This window comes from Sandaracinobacteroides sp. A072 (assembly GCF_052616365.1).
Genome location: NZ_JBQXGU010000010.1, coordinates 1 through 1,265, shown reverse-complemented (window position 1 = coordinate 1,265; position 1,265 = coordinate 1). Strand labels below are relative to the sequence as shown.

The 1,265-nt window shown below is 63.4% G+C and carries 1 protein-coding gene; it reads left to right on the top strand.

Features of this window, described 5'->3' with window-relative positions; genetic code table 11:
* Nucleotides 1-67: 67 nt before the first annotated feature.
* Nucleotides 68-1,239, top strand: a protein-coding gene (locus tag ACUJ46_RS12555) for an IS3 family transposase (RefSeq protein ID WP_445390837.1) whose coding sequence is annotated in 2 segments (ribosomal slippage) — nucleotides 68-320 and nucleotides 320-1,239 — 1,173 coding nt in all. Because the reading frame shifts where the segments join, the coding sequence is not laid out codon by codon here.
* The last annotated feature ends 26 nt before the right edge of the window (nucleotides 1,240-1,265 follow it).

Below are 1,265 nucleotides of genomic sequence, written 5' to 3'. Positions count from 1 at the left end.
TTGGTCTGAGCCCGTGGATTTCCTCCAGGTTTGAGTAGAGTCCGGTCCTTGAAGGAGTCGGATGGATATGAAGCGGAGCAGGTTCAGCGAGGAGCAGATCATCGCGGTGTTGAAGGAGCAGGAGGCCGGTATGGCGACGGCGGATGTGTGCCGCCGCCACGGGATCAGCTCAGCGACGTTTTACAAGTGGAAGGCCAAGTATGGCGGCCTGGAGGTCTCCGATGCCCGGCGGCTGCGGTCGCTGGAGGAGGAGAACGCTCGGCTGAAGCGTCTCCTGGCTGACGCTATGCTCGATAACGCTATGCTCAAGGAGATCAGCGCAAAAAAGTTCTGACGCCTGGCTCCAAGCGGCAGGCGGTGGCTCATCTCCAGGAGGTTTTCGAGGTGAGCCAGCGCCGGGCCTGCGAGGCGCTGGGCGTGGATCGAACAACGGTGCGCTACGTCAGCCGTCGGTCGGACGATGCTGAGGCACGAACCCGCATCCGCGAGCTGGCAGGGCAGCGCCGCCGGTTCGGCTATCGCCGACTGCACTGGCTGCTGTGCCGGGAAGGATGGACGATGAACCACAAGAAGTTCCGGCGGCTGTATCGCGAGGAGCGCTTACAGGTGCGCCGGCGCGGTGGTCGCAAGCGGGCATTGGGCACGCGGGCGCCCATGGCGATCCCTCAGGGGCCGAACCAGCGCTGGAGCCTCGACTTCGTGTCGGACGCGCTCGTCTGCGGACGTCGGTTCAGGATCTTCGCCCTGGTCGATGACTACAGCCGGGAGTGCTTGGCGCTCATCGCCGACACCTCGATTTCGGGTATGCGCGTTGCCCGCGAGCTCGATCTCGCCATTCTCGAGCGCCTGGCCAAGCCAGCCATGGTGGTCAGCGATAATGGCACTGAACTGACCAGTATGGCGATCCTGCGGTGGTCGCGGGATCGTGACGTCGAGTGGCATTACATCGCGCCAGGCAAGCCGCAGCAGAACGGCTTCATCGAGAGCTTCAACGCTCGCCTGCGTGACGAATGTCTGAATGAGACGCTGTTCACCAGCCTTAGCCATGCCCGTCAGGTGCTGGCTGACTGGCGGCACGACTACAACCACTTCCGACCCCACTCAAGCCTCGGGAACAGAACCCCGGCCGAGATGGGAGCCGGTTCAGTCGGCAAACCGGGTTGGGGGTTAACCCCCAACCCGGTTGTTGCCATCACGCCCAAGCATGGGCATCAACCCGGGCGCAGGCTCTACTCGTAGCTGGTAGAAACCTCGGGCTCAGACCA